Source organism: Paenibacillus kribbensis (genome assembly GCF_002240415.1).
GTDB classification, from domain to species: Bacteria; Bacillota; Bacilli; order Paenibacillales; family Paenibacillaceae; genus Paenibacillus; species Paenibacillus kribbensis.
Genome location: NZ_CP020028.1, coordinates 2,866,286 through 2,884,026, shown reverse-complemented (window position 1 = coordinate 2,884,026; position 17,741 = coordinate 2,866,286). Strand labels below are relative to the sequence as shown.

Genomic DNA, 17,741 nt, shown 5'->3' with positions numbered 1-17,741 from the left:
GTAAAGGAGAGGGTTCTATGTTAACGGTAATGAAAGAACGCACATGGTTATTAAAAGCATGCAAGTCAGTTTTCATCGTATTTCTTGCAGCAATGATTCTGTCCGGCATTATAAGCCCAAATACAGCGAGTGCAGCAACAAGTGTTTATACAATCTCGGCTTTTACCAATAGCAGCGAGTCCAATCTGTATATTTACCAATCCTATAATGCCACGAATTATGGCCTCCTAAAAGGCTCTGCTTACACCCCGCCAGAGGACCTAATCCGCGATCCCAGCATTATAAAACACACGGATGGCCTATATTATGTGGTCTACACCACGAATTGGTCGGGTAATACGATCGGCATAGCATCAAGTCCGGATAAGGTAAACTGGAATTTTGTCCGCAACATCCCACTATCCTTGCCGAGTGGTATCGCTCACACCTGGGCCCCCGAATGGTTCGTGGACAGTAATGGAAGTTTGAATGTCATTGTGTCCCTATCGCCGGGCAACTATGAAAACTTCAGACCGTATGCTATCACGGCAGCGAACAGCAACCTTCCTTCTACGGCCTGGTCGGCTCCGGTCGAGCTTGCAGGCATTGCCCCAAATTACATCGATACTTTCATCGTCAAGACCGGGTCGACCTACCATGCGTTTACAAAGAACGAGTCGACCAAATATATCGAATATGCCACAGCGCCCTCTCTAACCGGTCCTTATACTTTCCATGGCACCGGAGACTGGGCCAACTGGGGGTCTTGGGTAGAAGGTCCTGCGCTGGTCCAGCTAGATAACGGAACATGGCGCATCTATTTTGACGGTTATTCTGCACAAAAATATTATTACAGCGACTCCTCTGATGGATTCCAGACATGGACTGTGAAAAAGGAGCTTCCAGGCCTGACCGGATTAGTCCGACACATGACCGTGTTGAAAGAAACCGGGCAGCCGGGTGACATACGGGAGCTGGAATCTTACAATATGCAGGGAAATTATATCCGACATTACAACTATCAGGCACGGATCGATAAGAACGTAAGCCCTGTGGAAGATTCGAAATTTCGAATTGTTCCCGGCCTCGCAGATGCTTCCGCCATCTCATTTGAAGCTGTCAATTTCCCAGGATATTATCTACGCCATAACAACGATCTGATCTACCTGGAAAAAAATGATGGCAGCCAAGCCTTCACGGCTGATGCCACGTTTCGACGCAAAGACGGACTTGCTAATTCAGCCTGGACGTCGTATGCATCGTACCATGATCCTGACAGATACTTGAGACATTACCATAGCCTGCTCCGTTTGGACCCGATTGTTACAGCGATCGATAAATCGGACGCTACTTTCAAGGAGACCACGGAATAATGGAGCAGGTCATAGAGGAGTGAACGCGATGAATTGGTTCAAGCGAATGTTTGCCCTGCTGATGGCCGGCAGTCTGGCTCTGAGCCCCCTTGGAACAGAAGCGTCGGCCGCAAATTCTTATACAGCCGTGGCTGATCCCTCGCAGCAGTATCAGACCATTGAAGGCTGGGGGACTTCGCTTGCGTTGTCTCTTTCAGTTCCTTATTATTATATCCATTTGCACTAATATTATATTTATAGGCGAAACTTATGCAATTATAATGACATTATATTTATAGGGAGGTTCAATTAATACAAATGGAGGAGTAATTCATATGAGTAATATGTTTCAGTCAAAAGTGAGAGAAAAATTAAGGTGGCTGAATGAACGTGTGCACTGGGAGTACACCGAAGAAGATGGATTGATCATTGATGCACCGGCTAAAGTTGATTTTTTCAAGGATCCTGGGGGAAAACATGTAGCCGATTCCGCTCCTTTTCTACATTTTCAGGTTGATTCATCATTTCAGCTTACGACACAGCTTCAGGTAGACATGCGTCATCTTTATGATTCAGGGTGCTTGATGTTGATGGCTGACGAGAACAATTGGGCTAAACTTTGTTATGAATTTAACGGCAATTACGCTACGATTGTGTCTGTTGTAACCAAGAATGGCTCCTCCGATGATTGTAATTCTGAGCGTGTAGTGGTTGATAACCCACATTTGAGGATCAAGAAAATTGGGAGGATAATTTCTTTTTACTATTCGCCTGATGGCGAGGATTGGAAGCTAATCCGCTACTTTGGAATGGAACATTCTGCTCAGTTCATAGCGGGTGCACTGGCCCAGTCACCGATGGGATCAGGTTGCCGGGTCCATTTTAAATATTTAAACTTAACGATTCCCACTGAAGATAGCAGGTTCTAGGATGTAAGAAGTCGCCATATTGGCGGCTTTTTTTGTTCTAACGATATAAGTTTATTCTCGATGATGCGATTCGGCAGCTAAAAAAAAAAATTTGACATGTAATGCGTTACACAAATTACAGTGTAATTGTAGGACAAACAACAATCATCTCATTAAACATCATTCGTTTAAACAAGGGAGACAGCATACTAATGAATAGAGACACTCAAAAAATTGTGTTTATCGATATTGACGGAACACTTGTCGGTGATGACGGCATGGTGCCTGAATCGGCACAGAAAGCCTGCAAAATAGCACGCGAGAACGGTCATCTGCTTTATCTGTGTACAGGTCGTTCAAAAGCTGAAATCTACGATGCCATTTGGGATATCGGGTTTGATGGTCTTATTGGAGCAGGAGGGGGATATGTAGAGTCCGGGAATGAGATTCTTTATCATAAAAAAGTTACGCCTGAGGATGTTAGGCAGATGGTGGATTTCTTTAATTCACATGGAATTGATTTTTATCTGGAATCCAATGCAGCGCTCTATGCTAGCCATAATTTAAGACCTCATTTGGAGAGACGGATCTATGGGGATGTTGAGAACGATCCTGTGGCCAGAGAAAAAATGGAGCGTTCCCCGCATCCATTCATCGCGGGTTTGACTTATGGAGAGACTGATTTGTATAAAGACGATGTCAATAAGGTTTGCTTTCTGGAAAGTACTGTACCCTTTGAACGCATCAAGGAAGAATTCCAGGGGAAATTTGAGGTCATCCAGTGTACCGTTCCGATCTTTGGTAAGGACAGCGGGGAAATGATGATCCCTGGCATCCACAAGGCAATCGCCATTGCTGATTTGCTGAATCATTTGAGCCTGCCCCAGGAACAGACGATTGCCATTGGAGACGGAATGAACGATGCCGAGATGCTCGAATATTGTGCTGTAGGTATTGCTATGGGCAATGCAAAGCCGGGTTTGATAGAAATTGCAAATGATATTACTGGCAGCGTTGAGGAAGATGGATTGTATAAAAGCTTTGTAAAATATGGTTTGATATCGAATAATTAACGCATAATTTGTTGCATGAAGCTTGGGGGCCTGTCCTCAGGCTTTTTTAGTATCAATGTCCATATGTCATAATAAAAAGAGCAGAAGGAGTTCCGGCTCGTTCGTGTATGAATATCAAAGCATTTTATTCTTGCAAATTACATTTGGATTACATATAATACATATGAACAAGTGCTCATATATTGATTTAAAAAGTGGATTATTAGAATCTTATAGAAGAGAGGCGTAGGTAGATGAGTAAGAAAAGTCACGGACATGGGCATTCCCATAGCCACGGGCATTCCAATAGCCACGGGCATTCTCATGGACATGGAGCGAACAAAAATGCTTTGAAGCTATCATTCTTTTTAATTGCCGGTTATATGATCATTGAGTTTATTGGTGGATTACTGACTAACAGCCTGGCACTGTTATCTGATGCGGGACATATGTTGAGTGATGCAGGTGCATTGGGGTTAAGCTATCTGGCGATGACCTGGGGACAACGGCAAGCGAGCAAGTCAAAGACGTTTGGATACAAACGGTTTGAAGTACTGGCCGCTTTTATTAATGGCTTAGCGCTTGCCCTGATATCGATTTATATTTTCTGGGAAGCTTTCGAACGGCTTTCTAACCCACCAGGAATCATGACTTCAGGTATGTTGACCATCGCAGTTATTGGCTTGCTGGTCAATATAGCTGCTGCTTTTATCCTCATGAGAGGAGATACATCTGAAAATCTCAATATTCGCAGTGCTTTTCTACACGTACTAGGGGATTTGCTAGGCTCTGTAGGGGCGATTGTGGCTGCATTATTGATTATGTTCTTTGGCTGGAATTTAGCTGATCCGATTGCCAGTATATTGGTGGCGATTTTGGTGATCATCAGTGCATATCGGGTGACTCGGGACTCCGTACATATTCTGATGGAAGGTACGCCGCTGAATATGAACATAGATCAAATTAAGCAATCCCTGCTTGATCTTGAGCATGTTGTTGAAGTACACGATCTTCATGTATGGGCGTTATCATCAGATGTTCCGTTGCTAAGTTGCCATATCATCATTCAAGATCCAATGTACAGTAGTGTTGTAATGGAACAGGCACAGAAGTTGTTGAAAGAGCAATACGAGATCAAGCATATTACAATACAGATTGATAGATCGGGAACCCAATGTCATATTGAACATCACTAACAAGAAGTTTAGAAGAGATCTACGTGACGTAGGTCTCTTCTGCTATATTAAAAGACTAAACCAGGTCAATGCACCTCTGATCATTCATGAGGTAGTGAAGAAAAAAGTGAAACCCATGTCTTGAAAAGGCAGGGGTTCTCGACAACCTGACGTTCACCTTAAAAAAAGGTGGGCGTATTTTTATTTTCAGCATTTTGTGAAAATCGGGTGTCCTTCTTCGATTCACTCTGAATAAACTGAAATCATTTGGGTGATTTTATATAAAAAACCAGGTTGGTTGAAAGGATTCCATCTCCATGAGAAAACTCCGCATGCTCAGAAAACTGATCAAACCGACCGGAATCCAACTGAATGGAAGGCAGATTCAGCGAGAAAGCGTTGAGGCTCCACAGGCAAAGCAGCTTTATCCGGATTTGCAGCAAAATGAGCTCCGTCTTCGTTTGCTTTACGACAATTGTTCGGATGTAGTTTACCGTTCCTTTCTGATCGGCGGAAAGACAAATGCCTTGTTAATGTATATTGAAGGATTGGCCGATTCCGAAGCGATCGAACGACACGTTATTGCTCCATTCATGCAGGAGGTAGCCGATGATAACGATGATATCAAGCAGCTTATTGAACGGAAAGTATCGGCAATACAAGCGCAAGAATTCACGACGTTTACCAAGTGTATCGAATATCTTTCGAACGGATATACGATCCTGCTGTCTGACAACTATACTTCCGGCTTTGGCTTCGGATTGACGAAATGGGAGAAACGCCCCGTCGAAGAGCCTTCGGCAGAAGTGGGGATTAGGGGGCCGCGTGAGGGATTTACCGAAACTCTGCGCACCAATACTTCCCAAATCCGGCGCATTATTAAAAGCCCACTGCTTAAAATGGAATCGGCGAGAATCGGCGAATATACCCAAACGAATATTGTCCTGGCTTATATTGAAGGACTTGTGGACAAGACGCTGGTGGAGGAAATGCGCAACCGGCTCATGCGTATACGGATCGACGGAATCCTGGAAAGCGGTTATATCGAGGAAATGATTGAGGATCACCCGTATTCTCCCTTTCCGCAATTGCTCAGCACGGAACGGCCTGATGTCGTCTCCGGTTGTTTACTGGAAGGGAGGGTGGCGATTTTAACAGAAGGAACGCCGTTTGCCTTGGTCGCCCCGGTCACTTTTTTTTCGTTAATTCAGTCACATGAAGATTATTATCAGCGGTCCCTGATCTCCACCGTCATTCGATGGCTGCGCTATTTCTTTATAGCGACATCTCTCCTGCTTCCATCAGTATATGTGGCGGTGCTTACTTTTCATCAAGAGATGGTGCCTGGCTCTTTGCTTGTCAGTATGGCCAGTTCCCGGGAGCAGGTGCCTTTTCCGGCGTTAATTGAAGCATTGATGATGGAGATCACCTTTGAAGCGTTGCGTGAAGCGGGCGTGCGGTTGCCCAAGCAGGTTGGCGCTGCCGTCAGCATTGTCGGAGCGCTGGTCATCGGTCAGGCGGCTGTCCAGGCAGGACTTGTATCCGCGCCCATGGTTATTGTGGTTGCGATTACGGGGATCTCTTCATTTATGGTTCCGCGTTACATCGCCGGCATTGCCATAAGGCTGCTGCGGTTTCCATTAATTTTTCTTGCCGGAAGCCTGGGGCTTGTCGGCGTGGTTATGGGGATCATCGCTATCGTTCTGCATATGTGCAGCTTGCGCTCATTTGGCGTCCCCTATCTGTCCGAAGTCAGCACTCCCAAGCTGAATGAATGGAGAGATGTTCTGGTCAGAGCTCCCTGGTGGAAGCTGAACACACGCCCACGCTTTACGGGAACGTATGACAAATATCGGCAGCCAGCCGGTCAAAAGCCTGATCCAGCCCGCGGGAACAGCGAGTAGCTGAAACAAACACCTGGCAAAGGAGAGTCGGATGGATGAAGACATGGATAAGGACATGGATAAAAACAGCGGTTTTCATCCCGCTGCTGCTTGTGCTGGGAGGCTGCTGGGATCGCACAGAGCTTAATGACTTGGCGCTGATTACAGCGCTCGCATTCGACAAGGTGGAGAATAATCAGGTTCGCGCGACCGTACAATTCGTCCTTCCGCAGAATCAGTCTGGAGGTGGAACGACAGGAGGCGGTGCTATGGGAGGCGGAGCGGCAAGAAGGACGTCCGTCCGATCGGAAACAGGTTTTGACATCACGGACGCTCTGTCCAAGCTGCAACGGGTAATCCCCAGGGAGATGTTTTGGGGGCAATGCAGAATCTATATATTTAGCGAATCCGTGGCCAGGACGGGGATCCGCGAACATCTCGATTTCCTAATCCGTTTTCCTGAGACGAGAGAGCGGGCTTATATGTTCGTAAGTAAAGGAGAAGCGGCATCAGCGCTTGAGTTGTTTCCGCCAATCGAAAATTCCTCGGCCGAAGTGCTGCGGAAGCTATCCGATTTGCGGATTGGGATACGGGTGACGATGCACCAGTTGAGCCTCATGTTAAGCGGGGATTCCCGGACGGCTATTCTACCGATGATCTATATCCTTCCAAAAACCGAATCAGCCGGGCCGTTTCAAACGATTCCGTACCTGCTGGGGAGCGCTGTATTCAAAAATGACAAAATGGTAGGGCAAATTTCAGAAAGAGTCACAAAGGGTGTCCTGTGGCTCAGGAATGAAGTCAAAGGATATACGGTTGTGTTTAAACCGGAGGGATCGGAAGGACTAATGTCTTTAAAACCGGTAAAGGCGAACGTCAAGCTGATTCCAAAGATTGAAGGCGAAACCTGGAAGATGACAGTCCGGGTTAGAACAGAAGGGGACATTATACAAAATGGCACTATAATGGATCCCATGAATCCGCAGCTGCTCGCTGTTATAAGCAAGGGATTCAAGGATGATGTAAGAAAACGAATCGAGTCGGCGCTTTACGAGGTTCAACGGCGGCACAAGACGGACGTTTTTAATTTCGCCCAGACATTTCAACGAAAGTATCCCAAGCAATGGGAGAAGATGAAGGACCGATGGGATGAGCAGTTTTCCAAAGTTGAAGTCAATACGGAAATTGAAGCAAAGATTCTTAGACCTGGATTAATCAGCTCTCCAGAAGGGGTGCCCAAGGAAGAGGTAAAAAAGAAATGAGATGGTATTTTTTCTGCGTTGTTACGATCTCCGTGCTGCTGATTACCCGTTTCGAGTGGCCGAAACTAAAAGCAAAGCCGGTAAAGGAAAAAGCTGTATTCGTATCGCTGCTGCTCCTGGTTTGGATCCTATCCATGCTGGACCTGCCCAATACGCCCGGGCCAACTACAGTGCTTCTGTTCATTTTCAAGCCATTCCGGGGTTTAACGGAACCGTAACCGATCTTTATACGAAGGGACAGGAATAACTCAAGGCGGAGGTGAAGGAACATGTTGGAGAAGGGGAAAATTTCAGCTTTTCAAATGGGACTCATGATGTATCCAACTGTGCTGGCTTCCGGTTTTCTTGTTTTGCCGACCATAACGGCCCAATTTGCCCAAAATGATCTTTGGCTTACGGGAATATTGGCCGCTCTGACAGGTTTGGTTACCGTCTATACTGTGACCCGATTGCATGAGCTTTATCCGGGGCAGACGGTTGTCCAGTACAGCGAACAGATTCTCGGTAAAATTCCCGGAAAAGTCATCGGCCTCGCCTATATCACTTACAATCTGCATGCCACCGGGGGGGTCACCCGGCAATATGCGGAATTTGTCACAGGCAATTTTTTGTATAAAACTCCCTTATTGATCATCATGGGATCCTTGATCTTGCTAAGCGCGATCGCTGTTCGCGGCGGTGTGGAGACGCTGGCTAGGAGCACTGTCATTTTTTTACCAGCGTTTATTTTCCCTGTCTTTTTTCTGCTGCTGCTGCTTCCCGATTTGGATGTCAAAGCCATATTTCCGGTCCTGAATCATGGGGTAACCCCGGTCATCAAAGGCTCCTTCTCGATGATGGGCTGGATGAACGAATTATTCCTGATGACCTTTCTTCTGCCCAGTGTGACCGATCCGGAGAAGGGGAGAAAATGGGGATACATTTCGATGATCACTATCACTTTGTTTTTGACTTATTCCAGCCTGATCGCCTTATTTTTGCTGGGGCCGAACTTGGGGAGTAGAGTGTACCCGATTCTCATCGCTTTTCGTTATGTCAGCGTCGGTTCTTTCCTGGAAAATCTGGAATCATTGCTTCTGGCGATGTGGGTTATCGGAAATTTCCTGCAGGTTGGCATCTTTCTTTACGCTGCAACGCTTTCTTTTGCACAATGTTTTCAGTTAGCGGACTACCGTCCGATTGTTTTTCCGCTCGCTCTGCTCAGTCTGATCATAGGTATTTGGGATGTACCCAATTTTCCGGTCTTCGGACTTTTGGTGAGATCGGCAGTTCCATTCCACATCCTATCGACTTATCTGCTTATTCCGCTATTATTGCTGGCTGTCGCCTCCTTGCGCAAACGAAAAACAAGCCGAAAAGAAGGCTGATGTTGCTGCTCATGTGTAGTTTGTGGAAGATTCTTTATTAAAAGCCAAAAATAGAATCATTATAATGATGCAGATTGTGCCAATCCATTGAAACATTCCAAGGGAATCTTTTAACCAAAAGACTGTTGTTAACACAGCTGCTAGTGGTTCCAAGCTGCCTAAAAGACTCGACTCTTTCGGCGATAGACTGTTTAAACTCTCTATATAAAACCAAAAAGCAAGCATAGTACCAAAAATGATAATGAAAATCAAATAAAAGTAGGTTTCTGGTGTTAAGTTCTTAAAATCCATTTGCCAAGGTGGGTGGATAAAACTTAATGCGACTCCCCCGATCATCATAGCCCAGCCAACAATGACCAAGGAATTGTATTGCTTCAGTAAAGGAACAGCATATAAAGTATAAAATGCAAGCGCAAGCCCAGATAAAATTCCCCAAACGATCGCAACTGACGGCACAGATAATTGTGAGAATGAGCCGTTGGTTAATAAGAAAAAGCAGCCAACTAGAGCGAGCGAAACGGTGAACACATCTTTTCTTGTTAGAGGAGACTGTCTACTGATGAATAAGTAAACAATAATCATTACAGGTGCCAAATATTGTAATAACGTTGCTACAGCAGCATTACCATGTTTAATGGATACCATATAGGTGTATTGAACCCCAAGCATACCGACTAATCCAAATATTATGAGGTGAAACGATGTCTTTTTATTTTTCCAGATCCCAAAAATCTGAGCACGGTCTTTTCCAACAAATTGAACTGACAGGAGTAATAAACCTGCAATGAGTAATCGAATCGTGACAAGCCAATTTACGTCAATGGCGTATTGTTGAAACAGCTTTTTGGCAACGGTGCCACCAATTCCCCAAAATATCGCTCCGGTTATAATGAGAAATATTCCTTTTCCTCTATTCATAATCAACTCTCCATCATAAAATATAAATATAGTATAGTATACTTCACATGATAAGTGGAAAATCGTTAAATGAATACCTAAATCGAATGGAAAAGTATAAATATATTGAGGTGGCAAGATGCAAATAAAGGATTTCATGATTGACCGGAATTTAAAAGAGCTAACTGAGCATCGTACCGTTGTGCTGCCGATTGCATGTTACGAAACAACGATTAGCCAAAATATAAATGGATATATACCACTTCATTGGCATGATGAATTTCAATTTGTTTTGATCTTAAAAGGACAAGCCATCTTCCAAATACGAGAAGAAAAAATTACGATTCACGAAGGGGAGGGTTTGTTCATAAATAGCGGCTGTTTGCACATGGCGACAGACAAGAATGATTCGGGCTGCATCTATATTTGTTTAAATGTTTCTCCAAGCTTTGTACTATCACAAGAACTTTATACAGCCTATGTATATCCCTATATTCAAGCAACTAATTTACCTTACGTACACTTGAATACCAAGGAGCTTTGGGCCAAAAACATTCTGGGCGCTATTTTAAAAATCAATCAGCTGATTCAGCAAAATCCACCCTACTATGAAATGGACATTACCGTACAGCTAACGTTGATTTGGAGAAATTTGATTGTTAACGGCTTTCAACTGGAATATGAACAAACAGAAATGTTGAAGAATCTTCGAATGAAGGAGATGCTGAACTGGATTCACCTGCATTATGCTGAGAAAATTCTTTTAGACGACATCGCACGAGCTGGGCAATTAAGCCGGTCCGAATGCTGCCGATATTTCAAACGAATTTTAAAGAAGACACCTTTACATTATGTATTGGATTATCGAATTCAAAAAAGCCTAATTTTACTTCAACAACCCGAATGCAATGTCACAGATGTTGCTTATCAAGTAGGATTTAATAGCACAAGCTACTTCATTCATCATTTCCGAAAGTCGATGAACATGACACCATTAGCATACAAAAAATATAAAAATAATGGCTTCAATGAATGAGGAGATAGAACGATAATATGTCTATCTTAAACGCGTCCAGACAAAGAAATAGAAGAAGCAATGTATTGCTCTAATATTGTGGGTAGTAGTGCTTACTAATGCTGAAGCAGCAGCGGTAGTTTGGGATTTTATTTCCCCAAACTACCGCTTTTTTGTGTAGCCAGGTGCGCGATTGGGCTTATGCTATCAGGAGTAGCGCTCATCCCCCAAGTGTCCCCGCTTTCTCCGATATCTCCTTGTAACTAGCAATGCGATTGCGCCCATGACTCTTGGCGTAATAAAGTGCTTCGTCTGCTTTTGCAATCAGCTCCTCAGGAACACTGTTGGCATCAGGATTGCACGTTGAGACTCCGATACTGACGGTGACCACATTTTTCATCCACGATCTGTTATGAAGGATTGCGGCATTTTCTACGGCTAATCTCAGATCCTCGGCAAGTTGCGCCGCTCGCTTGGCACTTGTATCAGGCAGGATAACCGTAAATTCTTCCCCTCCGTAACGGGCGATTGTAGCCGCTGGATGGTTGAGGGTCTTTTTGGCGATGGCCGTTACTTTACGTAAGCATTCGTCCCCGGCCTGATGTCCGTAAAGATCGTTATAAGCTTTAAAATGATCTATATCAAAGAAGATAAGAGACAATCCTTTCTCATTCTGCTCTGCATTTTTCCATTCCTGTTTGAGCATTTCATCAAAAAAACGACGGTTTGCAATTTTGGTTAGTCCATCCAACAGGGAAAGCTGCTTCAATTGCTCTTCCATTTTCTTTCTTTCGGAAATATCCTTGGCAAGCCCAATGACTCCAACCGTTTTCCCGTCCAGTAAAAGCGGTGACAATGTCAGCAATACCGTTATCCTGGTACCATCCTTCCGAATATATGACCATTCTCGTCCTTCGGATACATATTCTGCCGCGCCGTAAAAAAACACATTTAATCCATGAATGGGTTTACCTATTTTTTCGGATAATTCTTTCCCATAAGCTTCTACTTCATTCGGGTCATGAAAGATCAGGGGAGATTCCTTGCCAATCAGCTCGTCAGCCCGGTAGCCAAGCATTTTTTCTGTACCCTTATTGGCATGCGTGATCTGTCCCTGCCAATCGATGGCTATGATAGCCGTACCTACTGCGGATTGAAAAATCGCTTCTTGAAGTGCATGTAGGGAACGGTATTTTCGCTCGCTGTGCTCCAATTGTTTAGTTAGTTGATTCGTTGTAGAAAAGAAAGCAATTAACGATGCTGCGAAAAGTCCGCCCAAACCAACAAGCGCTAAATAGGAATAGGTATCCTTGATGATCCCCCTCATGAGCGACATAATCGTAATAAGCGTCATACTCAGTAATACCGAAAGCAACCAGCGGTACCTATAACGTTTGACAACCTGCATAATGATCCCGCTGCCGATGGCAGCTAATGTAATCGATAATAATGGCGTCATGCTGGCAGGCGAAGGCGTAAAAGTCCCCACTAATGTAACACGGCCCAACACAAAGAATAAGGCGGTCACTAAAGAAGCGGGCAGCCCCCCAAAATAAGCGGAACTGATGACAACGATATGGCGGAAATCGATAAAGGATGTTTCGTTTATTTGATAACTGAACAACAGAAGAAGAAGAGCACAGCAGCCGTGCATGATCCCTATCAGCAACTTAAATCGCAAGGTACGATGGTCTTCCATCAAGTAGCGTCGGAATAAATGGTTGAATAGAAAGAGGAACGCCGTTAACAAGGCAAAATTCGCAATCATATATCTATACATAGGTAGTCCTTCCATCATGTTGTTTATCGTAGATGTTGTTCTCTTCAGTATATGGGAGGACAACATAACGAAAATCGCTCCAGCTATTATTCTTCAGCTTGCATGATATAAGTATAATGGGAAACAGAAGTAAAGGTAAGCGGAAATTCCTACGTTATAGTGGTGTAGGCAACTCATCCTAATGGGGGGTAAATACGATGACAGAGCAGTGGAATGTTAGATATGATTTTAACCTGAGCATGGCTGGATCAAATGTTGGAGGGATACGAGAAACACAAGAGATGATCGAATTTGCCGCTCACCACGGTATTGTTCCTAAAATTGAGCTTAATCGACGCTGATCAATTAGAAGAGGTGTATAAATACTGAAAAAAAGGGCTAGCTCTTCGGAGAAGAGCCGCCCTTTTTTTGATGTTACAACGTAGATACGTCGATCACGAACCGATAACGAACGTCACTCCGGAGAACTCGGTCATAAGCTTCGTCAACTTGATCCGCAGCAATGACTTCGATTTGCGGAGCAATACCGTGTTCAGCAGAAAAATCAAGCATCTCTTGAGTTTCACGGATACCGCCAACGAGTGAGCCGGCAATACTGCGTCGACCCATTATTAAGGAAAAGACATTATATTGATCGGGCTTACTGGGTGCACCCACGTTTACCATTGTTCCGTCAATGCTTAGTATTGATAAGTAGGCATCTACGTCAAGATTGGCAGATACAGTGTTCAAGATAAGGTCGAAACGGCCCGCCAATTCAGTGAATGTCTCTGGATCACTTGTTGCAAAATAATGATCAGCACCAAAGCTCAAAGCCTCATCTTTTTTATTCAACGACCGACTCAGTACAGTGACCTCAGCACCCATAGCATGCGCATATTGGATCGCCATATGGCCTAAACCGCCCATTCCCAAAATAGCTACTTTCTTGCCAGGTCCGGCATTCCAGTGCTTCAAAGGAGAATAGGTGGTGATTCCTGCACAGAGTAGCGGACTTGCTACATCCAGCTCTAGGCTGTCCGGAATATGAACAACAAAACCTTCTTTTACAACAATCTTCTGGCTATATCCACCATAAGTTGGATTGCCGTCGTAGTCTCTGGAATTATAGGTGGCGACAAAACCTTTTGTACAAAATTGCTCTTCGCCTCGCAGGCAGTATTCGCATTCTCCGCAGGAGTCTACATAGCAACCTACACCAACTCGGTCGCCAATAGAAAACTTAGTGACCTCAGAACCTACGGCTTCTACAACACCGGCAATTTCATGGCCAGGAACCATGGGGAAGATGCCGCCGCCCCATTCATCATGGGCACTATGAATGTCGGAATGGCAAATCCCGCTAAATTTAATATCGATTAAAACATCATGTGGCTGCAATTCTCTACGCTTAATTGTGGTCTTTTCAAAATGTGCTTTTGCACTTGGTACACTCAGAACGCGAGTTTGACACATATTTTTCAACCCCTTTGTATGAATAAATGATAAATAATCAAGCGAAGGTTACATTTCCGATGGGTGCATTCTCCCTTGACCAAACTGCACCGAATAAAATATCGTCGCCATTTACACATCCTCCATTCGATTTTTTTGGTTTCGTTATGTAGTTTAAACCTTAAAGCCCACTTTAAGGCAAGAGGAAATTTTGAAACAAGAAACGCCATTACGCTTGAAGTTGTAAATCTTGCTTAAAGTTAACTTTAAGTGATAAGGTCAATACATAAAGAAAATACGAGGTGAAGAAAATGAATATTGCAAAAGTGGCAGAGCAGTTTGATTTAACATCAGCAACACTTAGATATTATGAACAGGTTGGTTTGATTCCACCGGTAAACCGTAAAGAAAGCGGTGTCCGTGACTACACTGAAGAGGATATTAAATGGATCGAATTTATAAAATGCATGCGAAGCGCCGGATTGACGATAGAGGCGTTGATTGAATATACATCTTTATTTATTGAAGGAGACCGTACCATAGAAGCTCGCAAAAAAATCTTGACTAACGAAAGAGAAAAGCTAGTAAAAAAAAAGATGGAAATTGACGAAACCATAAAGAGATTGGATTGGAAAATTAATGATTATGACGGGAAATTACTGGCTAGTGAGGCTAGCCTCAAAATATAGAGCTGTAACAAGACTACGGTCACCAGATAGTAAAAGCAATATGGTATAATGGCCATGAAACGGAAAATTATAGACAAGAAACGAAAGAGAGGGAAAGCGATGAGACTCATTGATTTGAGCGTCCCGATAAGCCCTAGCATCCGTGAGCCGATAGCAGCAAAGATCGAGTATTCGAGCCATAGCGAAGGCGCGATGCAAGCGTCAGCCTTACTAGGTCTGAAACCTGACGACTTTCCGGAAGGCAAAGCATGGGCTACCGAAACTGTAACGCTTAATACGCATTCGGGGACGCATGTCGACGCACCTTGGCACTACTGGCCAACATCGCAAGGGAAACCGGCTAGAACGATTGACGAACTGCCGCTAGAGTGGTTTTTTTCTGATGGCGTGCTTCTTGATTTTAGTTCTAAGCCGCCCGGCTATGAGGTAACATCTGAAGATCTGGTTGCGGAGCTGAGCCGCATTGGGTACAAGCTTAAGCCGCTCGATATTGTGCTTATCCGGAGCGATGCGGATAAGCGGTTGTATGATGAAAAGTATGCATTTCTTCATGCTGGTGTCTCGGCCGAAGCGACCATGTGGTTACTGGATCAAGGAATTAAGGTAGTTGGTACTGACGGCTGGGGTTGGGATATCCCGCTCAATCTCCAGGCGGAGGCCTACAAGCAGCAGCCGAGAGATGGCGTCCTGTGGGCAGCGCACTATGTCGGCAAAGACCGGGAATATTGCCAGATCGAAAAGTTGGCCAATTTGGAGCTTCTGCCAAAGCCGTTTGGCTTCAAGGTCTGCTGTTTTCCGGTTAAAGTGGAAAGAGCGAGTGCCGGATGGGCTCGTCCCGTAGCAATCATAGAGGAATAAAAGGGGAGCAACGTTCCAGCAGCAATAATGCAACCTGGAGCGTTATTTCTTTTTTTTCAACAACTATAAATTTTTACTCTTTAACCTAACTGTAATTTGAGTAACATATTCACTCTCATCTTTTGCACCAACTTCATCGATAAGATATTCCTCATAAGCAAATTCCTGAATAAGAAAATTTTCCTTTTCAATATACTGAATTAGTCTCTCATAGGTTCTGCCGATCTTTTCATAGCTTCCATGATGATATGCAACAGCGTATAACCCCTTTGGTTTTATGAAATTTGAAAAATGTGTGTTATTTCTATTGTTTGTTTTTACAAAAAGATACGACTTTGAGGCATATTTACCCGCTAAAATAGCTTCTTTATCCAACATAGACCCAACAAAAGATGCTCCAACAGATTGTGTACTATGTTCAAATTTTTTGAAATTCATCATCCATTCAGCGTAATCGTTTATATTGTTTTCCTCCAATGAAGTGCTTCGAATGATTCTTTCCTCTTCATGTTCTTCCAATTTAATTTCACTACTTGTAGAGTTTAATCCCTTGTGCGTATAGACAATGGTTTCTTCCAATATGTGCTTAATTTTAATCATTTTATCGATTTCTTTATTCACTTCTGATATTTTGTGTTTCGACAAATCCAATATTCGTTCTGGAGTTCTCTCATCAAGATACGTCTTGATTTCTTTTAAAGGAACGTTTAATTCCTTTAAAACAGTAATAATGGAGAATAAATCAAATTGATGATAAGAATAATAACGATACCCGTTTTCATCTATAAAAGCAGGTTGGAATAGCCCAATCTCATCATAATGAAATAAAGTCCTCTTATTTACCTTGCATATTTTAGCGAATTGTCCTGTTGTAAAATACGTTTCCGAATTTTTTTTCATCATTTCATCCTCACTTGACTATCTGGTTACGGTATACCTTATTGTATGAATAGTAATGAGCCAAAGCAAGGGAGAGAAGACCTTGTTGTGCTGGCTACTGCTGTGACCACACGCTTAACTTTATTGCAGTAGAAATTAGGAATCATAAATTATGTACAGGAAAAGGTTGATATGATGACAGTCTCTATTAGAGAAGTGACTAAGGAAAATGTGAAAGAAATATTGTCTTTGCGTGTAAGCGATCATCAAAAATCATATATTGAAGCTTCAGAACAAAGTTTGGAAGATGCTAAAGATTGCACTTTCTACCGACCAGCAGGACTTTATTGGGAACATGTTTTGATTGGGTTTGCCATGTATGGATTCTTTCCTGGAGAAGGTCATAGCGGCCGAGTATGGTTGGATCGATTCATGATTGACGAGAATTTCCAGGGACAGGGATTTGGGAAAATGATGCTTACAGCACTTATTGAACATCTTGTCAATTTATACCATTGTAAAGAGATCTATCTAAGTCTTTATGAGGACAATCACCGAGCCTTGTATTTATACCAAAAGTTTGGTTTTCGTTTTAATGGAGAGCTAGATATAAACGGAGAAAAGGTAATGGTCAAAGAGCTGTCTGGTTTATCGACCTATTCTTTTTGAGTGCTATGACAATCCTCATTCATGCGATCTATGATTTGATAGCAAATCTTCGCCATTTCCTCGGCCGTCTGCTGCATACCATCTCGAATCCAACTCGCTGCTACACTGTAAATGGCATCACTCCAAAAATAAGATTTGTAATTTTCCTGGATACTATCTTTGGATACAGAACTCTGCATTATGCTGTGTATTTCGCTTAGTAATGCATCTCCGAAATTCGCCATGAGAAGTATTTGTAAACTATCGGCATGTTGTTTTAGCATGTGGAATAAGGAGTACCAGTATTCATATGTGTTACTTATTGGAAGACGCAGATTCATGGCAACTATGACTTTATCCACGATTTCCTTCATTACGCTTCGCAATATATCCTCTTTAGAGTCGTAGTTGCGGTAGTAGGCAGTTCGAGACACACCAGCCCGTTTTACAATATCTGTAATCGATATATCATGGAAGCATTTGTCCTTCATTAATAAAAGTTGAATTTTTAGGCCGCTGATTAGAAGATATGTGGAAATCAGCGGCTTGAATATCAGAATCAG

Annotated in this window: 19 protein-coding genes and 1 pseudogene; 14 read left to right on the top strand and 6 right to left on the bottom strand. The window is 43.4% G+C overall.

Annotation, left to right across the window (positions count from 1 at the left end; genetic code table 11):
* Nucleotides 1-17: 17 nt before the first annotated feature.
* The 9 genes from B4V02_RS13075 to B4V02_RS13035 all read left to right on the top strand — a co-directional run bounded on the left by B4V02_RS13075 (nt 18) and on the right by B4V02_RS13035 (nt 8,978).
* Nucleotides 18-1,352 carry a glycoside hydrolase family 43 protein gene (locus tag B4V02_RS13075; RefSeq protein WP_094155121.1) on the top strand — a complete coding sequence of 445 codons (1,335 nt, stop codon included), beginning with the start codon at nt 18-20 and terminating at the stop codon, nt 1,350-1,352.
* A gap of 28 nt (nt 1,353-1,380) precedes the next feature.
* Nucleotides 1,381-1,578, top strand: coding sequence for a hypothetical protein (locus B4V02_RS13070; RefSeq protein WP_094155120.1), 198 nt, complete (start codon nt 1,381-1,383; stop codon nt 1,576-1,578).
* Nucleotides 1,579-1,666: 88 nt separating this feature from the next.
* Nucleotides 1,667-2,260: a DUF1349 domain-containing protein gene (locus B4V02_RS13065; protein ID WP_094155119.1), complete on the top strand. Its 594-nt coding sequence runs from the start codon at nt 1,667-1,669 to the stop codon at nt 2,258-2,260.
* Between the two features lie 191 nt (nt 2,261-2,451).
* Nucleotides 2,452-3,312, top strand: a complete 861-nt coding sequence (locus tag B4V02_RS13060) for a Cof-type HAD-IIB family hydrolase (protein WP_094155118.1) — start codon at nt 2,452-2,454, stop codon at nt 3,310-3,312.
* A gap of 233 nt (nt 3,313-3,545) precedes the next feature.
* Complete coding sequence (locus tag B4V02_RS13055; protein ID WP_094155117.1) at nt 3,546-4,487, top strand: cation diffusion facilitator family transporter; 942 nt, start codon at nt 3,546-3,548, stop codon at nt 4,485-4,487.
* A gap of 296 nt (nt 4,488-4,783) precedes the next feature.
* Entirely contained in the window at nt 4,784-6,370 is a 1,587-nt protein-coding gene (locus tag B4V02_RS13050) for a spore germination protein (protein ID WP_094155116.1), read from the top strand.
* A gap of 35 nt (nt 6,371-6,405) precedes the next feature.
* On the top strand, nt 6,406-7,611 hold the full coding sequence (locus tag B4V02_RS13045) for a Ger(x)C family spore germination protein (RefSeq protein WP_094155115.1): 1,206 nt from the start codon (nt 6,406-6,408) through the stop codon (nt 7,609-7,611).
* Nucleotides 7,608-7,829: a hypothetical protein gene (locus B4V02_RS13040; RefSeq protein WP_094155114.1), complete on the top strand. Its 222-nt coding sequence runs from the start codon at nt 7,608-7,610 to the stop codon at nt 7,827-7,829. The genes B4V02_RS13045 and B4V02_RS13040 overlap by 4 nt, the downstream gene beginning before the upstream one ends.
* A gap of 51 nt (nt 7,830-7,880) precedes the next feature.
* Nucleotides 7,881-8,978 carry a GerAB/ArcD/ProY family transporter gene (locus B4V02_RS13035; protein WP_094155113.1) on the top strand — a complete coding sequence of 366 codons (1,098 nt, stop codon included), beginning with the start codon at nt 7,881-7,883 and terminating at the stop codon, nt 8,976-8,978.
* 9 nt (nt 8,979-8,987) lie between these two features.
* On the opposite strand, the gene B4V02_RS13030 is transcribed toward B4V02_RS13035, so the two are convergent.
* Nucleotides 8,988-9,896, bottom strand: a complete 909-nt coding sequence (locus B4V02_RS13030; protein WP_094155112.1) for an EamA family transporter — start codon at nt 9,894-9,896, stop codon at nt 8,988-8,990.
* Between the two features lie 118 nt (nt 9,897-10,014).
* Between B4V02_RS13030 and B4V02_RS13025 the strand changes: the two genes are divergently transcribed.
* Nucleotides 10,015-10,911: an AraC family transcriptional regulator gene (locus B4V02_RS13025; protein WP_094155111.1), complete on the top strand. Its 897-nt coding sequence runs from the start codon at nt 10,015-10,017 to the stop codon at nt 10,909-10,911.
* A gap of 199 nt (nt 10,912-11,110) precedes the next feature.
* On the opposite strand, the gene B4V02_RS13020 is transcribed toward B4V02_RS13025, so the two are convergent.
* A complete protein-coding gene (locus B4V02_RS13020) occupies nt 11,111-12,670 on the bottom strand; it encodes a sensor domain-containing diguanylate cyclase (RefSeq protein WP_094155110.1) in 1,560 nt (519 codons plus the stop codon).
* Between the two features lie 197 nt (nt 12,671-12,867).
* Here B4V02_RS13020 and B4V02_RS26660 point away from each other — a divergent pair, with 197 nt between their 5' ends.
* A complete protein-coding gene (locus tag B4V02_RS26660; RefSeq protein WP_244188515.1) occupies nt 12,868-13,011 on the top strand; it encodes a hypothetical protein in 144 nt (47 codons plus the stop codon).
* A gap of 73 nt (nt 13,012-13,084) precedes the next feature.
* On the opposite strand, the gene B4V02_RS13010 is transcribed toward B4V02_RS26660, so the two are convergent.
* On the bottom strand, nt 13,085-14,134 hold the full coding sequence (locus tag B4V02_RS13010; protein ID WP_094155109.1) for an NAD(P)-dependent alcohol dehydrogenase: 1,050 nt from the start codon (nt 14,132-14,134) through the stop codon (nt 13,085-13,087).
* 281 nt (nt 14,135-14,415) lie between these two features.
* Between B4V02_RS13010 and B4V02_RS13005 the strand changes: the two genes are divergently transcribed.
* Both B4V02_RS13005 and B4V02_RS13000 read left to right on the top strand, forming a co-directional pair.
* Nucleotides 14,416-14,793: a MerR family transcriptional regulator gene (locus tag B4V02_RS13005; protein WP_007430511.1), complete on the top strand. Its 378-nt coding sequence runs from the start codon at nt 14,416-14,418 to the stop codon at nt 14,791-14,793.
* Nucleotides 14,794-14,892: 99 nt separating this feature from the next.
* The gene (locus B4V02_RS13000) at nt 14,893-15,651 is read left to right on the top strand and encodes a cyclase family protein (protein ID WP_094155108.1); all 759 of its coding nucleotides are present in this window, start codon (nt 14,893-14,895) and stop codon (nt 15,649-15,651) included.
* A gap of 63 nt (nt 15,652-15,714) precedes the next feature.
* Here B4V02_RS13000 and B4V02_RS12995 read toward each other — a convergent pair whose 3' ends face one another.
* Nucleotides 15,715-16,554: a MerR family transcriptional regulator gene (locus B4V02_RS12995; protein ID WP_244188514.1), complete on the bottom strand. Its 840-nt coding sequence runs from the start codon at nt 16,552-16,554 to the stop codon at nt 15,715-15,717.
* A gap of 171 nt (nt 16,555-16,725) precedes the next feature.
* Here B4V02_RS12995 and B4V02_RS12990 point away from each other — a divergent pair, with 171 nt between their 5' ends.
* Nucleotides 16,726-17,199, top strand: coding sequence for a GNAT family N-acetyltransferase (locus tag B4V02_RS12990; RefSeq protein WP_094157003.1), 474 nt, complete (start codon nt 16,726-16,728; stop codon nt 17,197-17,199).
* On the opposite strand, the gene B4V02_RS12985 is transcribed toward B4V02_RS12990, so the two are convergent.
* Together B4V02_RS12985 and B4V02_RS26655 are read right to left on the bottom strand one after the other, a co-directional pair.
* The gene (locus tag B4V02_RS12985) at nt 17,187-17,552 is read right to left on the bottom strand and encodes a TetR-like C-terminal domain-containing protein (protein ID WP_244188547.1); all 366 of its coding nucleotides are present in this window, start codon (nt 17,550-17,552) and stop codon (nt 17,187-17,189) included. The two genes, B4V02_RS12990 and B4V02_RS12985, sit on opposite strands and share 13 nt — an antisense overlap.
* A gap of 57 nt (nt 17,553-17,609) precedes the next feature.
* Nucleotides 17,610-17,669: pseudogene (locus B4V02_RS26655) on the bottom strand (TetR/AcrR family transcriptional regulator); the annotation flags it as partial.
* Between the last annotated feature and the right edge of the window lie 72 nt (nt 17,670-17,741).